The 277-nt window shown below is 35.4% G+C and carries 1 pseudogene; it reads right to left on the bottom strand.

From position 1 onward, the window contains the following. Window positions 1-48 precede the first annotated feature (48 nt). A pseudogene (locus tag SB660_RS20200) lies at window positions 49-277 on the bottom strand (GTP pyrophosphokinase); the annotation flags it as partial.

The raw sequence follows: 277 nt of genomic DNA, 5'->3' as shown, positions 1-277 counted from the left end.
CCATTAATTCATTTGATTGTGCATCTCTACGTGATTGAATAGAAAATTTCATTGTGAGTCACGCTCCTTCTCTGATAGTAAACTAGGATTCGATGCCTCTTTAAATTCACTAAAATAGGCCTGTGCTTCTTGAATTTCACTACGAATCGAAGACATTTCTTCATCTAACCGGAAGGCTGCTTCTGCTGCACTTTGTAGACGATTTTTTATTTCCTCTGGAAACATGCCCTTATATTTATAATTTAGTGAATGTTCTATTGATGCCCAAAAATTCATA

It is taken from the genome of Bacillus sp. SIMBA_005 (assembly GCF_046535585.1).
GTDB classification, from domain to species: domain Bacteria; phylum Bacillota; class Bacilli; order Bacillales; family Bacillaceae; genus Bacillus; species Bacillus pumilus.
Note: the sequence above shows the minus strand (reverse complement) of the source record. Positions and strands in the feature narration are given on the sequence as shown.